Origin of the sequence: Pleurocapsa sp. CCALA 161 (assembly GCF_003003995.1) — a bacterium.
GTDB lineage: Bacteria > Cyanobacteriota > Cyanobacteriia > Cyanobacteriales > Xenococcaceae > Waterburya.
In genome coordinates, this window is sequence record NZ_PVWF01000183.1 from 1 (window position 1) to 6,100 (window position 6,100).

A 6,100-nucleotide genomic window follows, 5' to 3' on the forward strand; every position below is an offset into this window, starting at 1 on the left:
GAGCAATGAGCAATGAACAATGAACAATGAGCAATGAGCAATGAGCAATGAGCAATGAGCAATGAGCAATGAGCAATTGATTAACTAGGTTTAAGACTTCCTCGTGAACGAAGACATAAAAAGAAATCTTTTGCCTAATTAGTACCAAGTAGTCGATCCCAAAACGTAAAATACAGTCCGTAATGCTTACTATATTGCCTGTGATGCAGAGAGTGGTGATCTGAACTAATTAACCACTTGCCAAACCAATGAGAGGGAAAAGCTGGAAACAATTCAAAACCAAGATGAGTCATCAATGACCAAATTGTCATGGTTATTAACCACAAGGCTAAAACAGCAAAATGAAGGGGAACTATAAAAACTATAGCTACTAAAAATAATCCTTGAATTAATGCTTCAGGAAAATCCAGAGCAAAAGATGTCCAGGGAGTCGGATTTTTGGAGCGATGATGTCCTCGATGCAGCCAGTTGTAGACCAAAGGATGATGAAATCCGCGATGAAAAAAATAATAGCTAGTATCCTGTAGTAAAATTACGCCGAAAAAGCTAACAATTAAATACCACGCTCCATAATCTTCAATTGAACTATACAAGCGAGTCGCTCCAAAGTCGTAGATAGTCATGACTAATGCTGCACAAATAGCAGTTGCTACGGTAGCTGTAATAGATAGGGCAATATCTTTTTGAATTAGTTTTTGTTGAGGATGTTTAAGCGCTAAAGATTGTTTAATAATAGATTTTTCGGAAGTATAAAATAACCAATAAGTACCTCCAGCTATTAATAAATAACGTGTCAGAATAATTACAAAAAAAGTGATGAGATAATAGAGCCAAAGCTTCATTGAATTAATCTTTAAAATTATTGAAAATGAATAATTATGAGCAATTTTTAGTTGGTACTAACTATATTGCTGCGGTCGAATTCGCGAACATCTCTTAATGCCGAGGCAGTACCATTACCTAGATCGGTAATTATGCTAAAGCTACCGTCTGTTTCTAAAACTATGGCCTCAGCATCCTCCACCGCAGCTATACCTTTACCACGCAATGCTGCTAAAACTTCGCTTTGAGTTACTCTTTCTTTTTTTAGTACGTCAGCTTTAAATTTTCCCTGGTAAAGTAGCAAAGTAGGTTGGGATTTAACTATTTTTTGGGCTAAAGAAGAACGCGCCGAAATCCAAGAAATAATATATTGAAATAACACTAGCAATGCAAAACCAAGAATTCCCGTGCCAAAAGAATCTTTAGTAGATAGTAAAATACTAGCTAAAATTGAACCAAAGGCGATCGTCACTACAAAATCAAAAGAGTTCCATTTTGATAAAGTACGTTTGCCAGATATTCGCAGCATGAAAACTATGGCAATATAGGCGATCGCGCCTAAGATAATTGTATTCACGAATGGATTATCAAACATAATTTATCAATAATGAATTGGTAAACATTAACATAACTAAAGGTTTGGCATTGCCAAACCTTTAGTTATGTTAGTTATTGCTGAAAAACTTATGATTCAGTTGCAGGTATTACCTTAACTTCCATAGTTACTTCTTTAACTCCTTTAATTTCTTTTGCTAAAGGCACGATTTTATCGTATTCTTCTTGGCTAGGTACTGTGCCAATAATTTTTGCCTGACCATCAGTAGCTTCTACGGTTAGTTGAGAACGAGGTATATTTGCTTCTAACTTAGATCTTATCTCACTTTCAAGATCAGAATCAGCCCTCACTTCAGGATCGCCAGCAATTTTATTGCGCTCTTCTCTTGCTCGAATATCAGCTTCTAACTGTTTTCGACGTATTTCACCCTGACCATCATCTTTAGTTTCTGTTACTTTAGCAGCATCTTCTACCTTTGCTGCACCGTCGTTTGGATTCGTGGGCGCATCACCACTAGTACGGGCAACATCACAACCAACTGCACCCAAAAGCAAAACACTACTTAATAAAAATCCTGTTAATTTTTTCATTTTAGATTTTCTCCAAACTGTTAATATTTATCCAACAGTGGCGACTGAACCACCATCAACTCGGTAATTTGCGCCGACGACAAAGCTGGAATGTTGGGAACAAAGGAAGGCAATTACCGCAGCGACTTCCTGTGCTTCACCCCGACGATGCAGTTCTAAATGGGGGCGTTCTTCTTTGAGAAAACTGGCGATCGCTTCGTCAAAACTAGTACCTTTTTCTTCGGCTCGTTTTTTCATCATGGCATCTGTCATCGGGGTAGCAATATAGGCAGGAGAAACAGAGTTGATTAAGATGCCGTCTTTGGCATAGATTTTAGAGAGATTTTTGGTTAAGTTAAGTATTGCTGCTTTTGCTGCACAGTAAGGCATCTCGTCAGGGTATGGCTGCACTGCATCTTCTGAACCGATGAGGACAATTCTGCCCCAGCCTTCTTTTTGCATAGAGGGAATAAAAGCTCGACAAACCCGCACCGCAGACATAAAGTCAACATCAATGGTTTCATACCAATCTTCATCGGTTAATTCTAAGAACTTTTTAGTTGAACCTGTGATCCCTGCACAGTTTACCAAGATATGCACAGTGCCATATTGTTCCAGAATTTGCTGTTTTGCTGCTTCTACTTGCTCTAGGTTGGTTAGATCTGCGGTTGTCTGAATGACTTGGCCTATTTCACCTATTTCTTGAGCAGTTGTATTTAAATCGTCTTTTGTTTTGTCTATTAAGGCAATTTTGACTCCTTCAGCAGCCAATAATTTGGCTGTGGCTTTACCCATGCCTGAGTCCCCACCAGTGATTACTGCTACTTTACCTTTGATCCCAAAATCCATACTTGTCTCTCTATTGCTTTGCTACTGGTTTATCGTTGAACTACGTTGCCATCTCCTTGTATATCTAGTTCTTCGCGACGGACAGTGTCTCGTGCTGTTATAGTGTCGCGTTCAACCTCTTTATGAACGTTGACTTCTTCACGCACAAAAGCTTGTTTTTGAATATCAGCCGTTTCTTGATAAACATCCATGCGAACTGGCTTAGATTCGCTGAAATCGACGCTGCCAGGATTGACAGTTTGGTTTACCGCGTCTGTACGTTCGATCACAATCCGTTCTCTTTCAACAGGTACGGCAACTTCTGCTGTTTTGGTTTCAACATGCTTACCAATAGACACTTCTCCAGCTTTAGCACGTTGCTTGTTAACCATCAAGCGTTCTTCGTACAGTCTGATTTTATCGCGATCGCCAAGATCGGTTCTAGTTCTGATATCTTCGTCAACATGATGAATAGCAGTGGGTGTTGCTCCTGGCATATCATAAATGTCAAATTCTTCAACACCGTGCTTGCGCATGATAGTTGCTGCACGGTCGATTTCTACACCTGTTCCTGTAACCATCACCAGAAAACTACCTCGACCTACGCGATCGCTGTACATTTTAGCTTTCTCTTCAGGAATACCCAAACCGATCAACGCACCGATTAAACTACCAGCAGCAGCACCAATACCCGCTCCAGCTAGAGTTGTGGCGATCGCAGTTGCTTCTGCACCAGCTAACAAAATAGGCCCAATACCTGGGATAGCTAATGCACCCAAACCCACCAATAATCCAGTGATACCGCCTAATGTACCACCTGTCAAAGCGCCGGTAGTAGCACCTTCATCTGCTTTGTTGCCTATTTTGTCTGTGGTTTCATGTCCTGCTACTTGATCGGCGTCTTTAGCAACGACAGATACTTGATCCATATCGTAACCTGCTGCTTTAAGGTCGCGAACTGCGCTTTCTGCCTCATCACGACTGTAAAATAACCCAGCAGCGCGTTTATATTGTTTGATAGTCATAATTATTATTTTCTAAAATGTTATTTTAGATGTGAATAAATAGGTTTAAACCACCTATTCTTATGATTAGTTTTGTGGAGATTAATACTGCTTGCTATCCAGTTTTTATATTAATCTTAATCTAATCTTTATTAAATATCTCAAATACCAAAAAAAAAGTCGTCTATCTAAGGTTTCATAAATCTTTTAACCTTAAGATAGATAACAATCTGAGCAAAAAAATAAATAAGTAGTTATTACTATTATTCTTGAGCCATATTTGGTAATTTTTCAGCAAAGTATTTGCTCAGAAATGTATTGACTATAGAGAGAATTACAGGGGCAAAGATAAAGGATACTAAACCAGCAACTTGAAAACCTGGAACGAAAAGAGCAGCTAACCAAAAACATAAACCATTAACTACTAAGGAAAACGCTCCTAGGCTTAAAATATTGAGAGGTAGAGATAATAGTGAAATTACTGGTTTCACTCCTGAATTAACCAAGCCAATTACCAGCGCTGCGACTAGGGCAGCAGGAAAGTTTGCCAAGTTTACGCCAGGGAAGATTATATCAACTACTAAAAGGCTCAAGGCTGTAGCTAAAATGGTTAAAAATGAACCCAACATGATTTTACTCCAGTTATTTTATGCAAGACAAAACGTAATATTATAATGTCTTAACTTTTTCTTATTACTATGTTTTATTTTTAGGATTTTTTTTGGCTTTTTACCTCTGACCAAAGATGTATTTTGGTCTGTTAAGCAAAATAGTTGCTTATCCTGCTTAAGATAGAAGATCTGCCGAATAAATAGATTTAGAATATATGTAAATTAGAAACAAAGTATTAGAAAACAGAAAAAAATGGGAATTATCAAGGTTATTGCTGCAATATTACTCCCACCCCTCGGTGTATTTTTAACTATGGGAGTAAGTCAAGCTCTACTAATTAATATCTTACTAACCTTGTTGGGATGGATTCCAGGGATTATTCACGCACTTTGGATAATCTCCAAACAATCGGAGCAAGCAAACGTACAATAAATTAGGTTAGATTTAGGTCAGATAGTGCCACCGTCGCCTTTAGTTAATGATAGTAATTGTTGGCATATGGCTAGCAATTACTGTCTGGTTGTAGAGCCTGTCGATTACTTCCCTCACAATCTCACTGACGATGTATTGTATGTCACTTAAATTAAAATAACAATGCAAAAAACGATCGCTTGAAACTTAAGCTCGTTATATTCAAAATACATATAAGTTAAGGAAATATTAAAACAGAGGTAAATTTATCTTTAAATATTTCTCAAAGATACGTTGGTGTAATAATCTAAGGTTGAGCAATAAAGCATTTTATTGCTCAACTTAATTCTTTATAATCACCGAAGTATTTGAATGACCTTAAAAAGAGTATCTACAGGAATTGCTGGTTTGGACGAAATCCTGTTGGGTGGACTGATTGCCGAACAAGCGTATTTAATTAAAGGTCAACCAGGTAGCGGCAAAACAACCCTGGGACTTCATTTTCTCAGTACAGGTGTGTCTTTAGGAGAAACCACTCTATTGATCAGCTTTAGTGAATCAGAAGCAAGGCTGCGCCGTAATGCCAAGCAAATGAACATCGAGCTAGATCGGGTGGAATTTCTGGATCTCAGCACGACAGCCAATTTTTTCACCGAAGATCAAAGGTATGATATTTTCTCCCCTTCAGAAGTAGAAAAATCTCCAGTCACGAAACAATTGATCGATACAATTGAAGAAATTAAGCCTCAGCGCATTTTCCTCGATGCTATGACCCAATTTCGCTATCTAGCAAAAGATACCTTTGAATTTCGCAAGCAGGTACAGTCATTTTTGCGCTTTATAGTTGATCGCAATATTACTTTATTATTTAGCTCCGAAGGAAGCGATCTCGATCCTGATGACGATCTTCAGTTTATGAGCGATGGCGTAATTGAATTACACACAACCGTCAACAAACGCTGTCTTCAAGTCAACAAATTTCGCGGTTCTGGTTTTGCTAAAGGTCATCATGATTTACAGTTAAGCGATCGCGGTATGTTAGTTTACCCGATTCTCATCCCAGAGACTTATCAACGTCAAGCTCAACTAGAAATGATTTCCTCTGGTATTCCAGAAATTGATGAATTGCTCAATGGTGGGATTGAACGAGGAACGACAACTATTCTCAGTGGACCATCAGGAGTAGGTAAGTCTACCTTTGGGATGCAGTTCATGAAAGAGGCTGCGGGAAGAGGAGAGCGCTCAATCTTATATGCTTTTGAAGAAGCGTCAGATACGATCTTAAGACGTTGTGAATT

At 38.5% G+C, this 6,100-nt stretch carries 8 protein-coding genes; 2 read left to right on the plus strand and 6 right to left on the minus strand.

Features of this window, described 5'->3' with window-relative positions; translation table 11 throughout:
• Positions 1-134: 134 nt before the first annotated feature.
• The 6 genes from C7B62_RS23725 to C7B62_RS23750 form a co-directional block, all read right to left on the minus strand.
• Entirely contained in the window at positions 135-842 is a 708-nt protein-coding gene (locus C7B62_RS23725; RefSeq protein ID WP_106243478.1) for a sterol desaturase family protein, read from the minus strand.
• 47 nt (positions 843-889) lie between these two features.
• The gene (locus C7B62_RS23730) at positions 890-1,417 is read right to left on the minus strand and encodes a DUF421 domain-containing protein (RefSeq protein WP_106243482.1); all 528 of its coding nucleotides are present in this window, start codon (positions 1,415-1,417) and stop codon (positions 890-892) included.
• Between the two features lie 89 nt (positions 1,418-1,506).
• Positions 1,507-1,968 carry a BON domain-containing protein gene (locus C7B62_RS23735; protein ID WP_106243486.1) on the minus strand — a complete coding sequence of 154 codons (462 nt, stop codon included), beginning with the start codon at positions 1,966-1,968 and terminating at the stop codon, positions 1,507-1,509.
• Between the two features lie 27 nt (positions 1,969-1,995).
• On the minus strand, positions 1,996-2,796 hold the full coding sequence (locus C7B62_RS23740; RefSeq protein WP_106243489.1) for an SDR family NAD(P)-dependent oxidoreductase: 801 nt from the start codon (positions 2,794-2,796) through the stop codon (positions 1,996-1,998).
• Between the two features lie 29 nt (positions 2,797-2,825).
• The gene (locus C7B62_RS23745) at positions 2,826-3,800 is read right to left on the minus strand and encodes a DUF2382 domain-containing protein (protein WP_106243493.1); all 975 of its coding nucleotides are present in this window, start codon (positions 3,798-3,800) and stop codon (positions 2,826-2,828) included.
• Positions 3,801-4,042: 242 nt separating this feature from the next.
• On the minus strand, positions 4,043-4,408 hold the full coding sequence (locus C7B62_RS23750) for a phage holin family protein (RefSeq protein ID WP_106243495.1): 366 nt from the start codon (positions 4,406-4,408) through the stop codon (positions 4,043-4,045).
• A 235-nt stretch (positions 4,409-4,643) separates the two neighbouring features.
• Here C7B62_RS23750 and C7B62_RS23755 point away from each other — a divergent pair, with 235 nt between their 5' ends.
• Together C7B62_RS23755 and C7B62_RS23760 are read left to right on the plus strand one after the other, a co-directional pair.
• On the plus strand, positions 4,644-4,823 hold the full coding sequence (locus tag C7B62_RS23755; protein WP_106243499.1) for a YqaE/Pmp3 family membrane protein: 180 nt from the start codon (positions 4,644-4,646) through the stop codon (positions 4,821-4,823).
• Positions 4,824-5,174: 351 nt separating this feature from the next.
• The coding region (locus tag C7B62_RS23760) for an ATPase domain-containing protein (protein ID WP_146132191.1) at positions 5,175-6,100 on the plus strand (926 nt) is incomplete at its 3' end.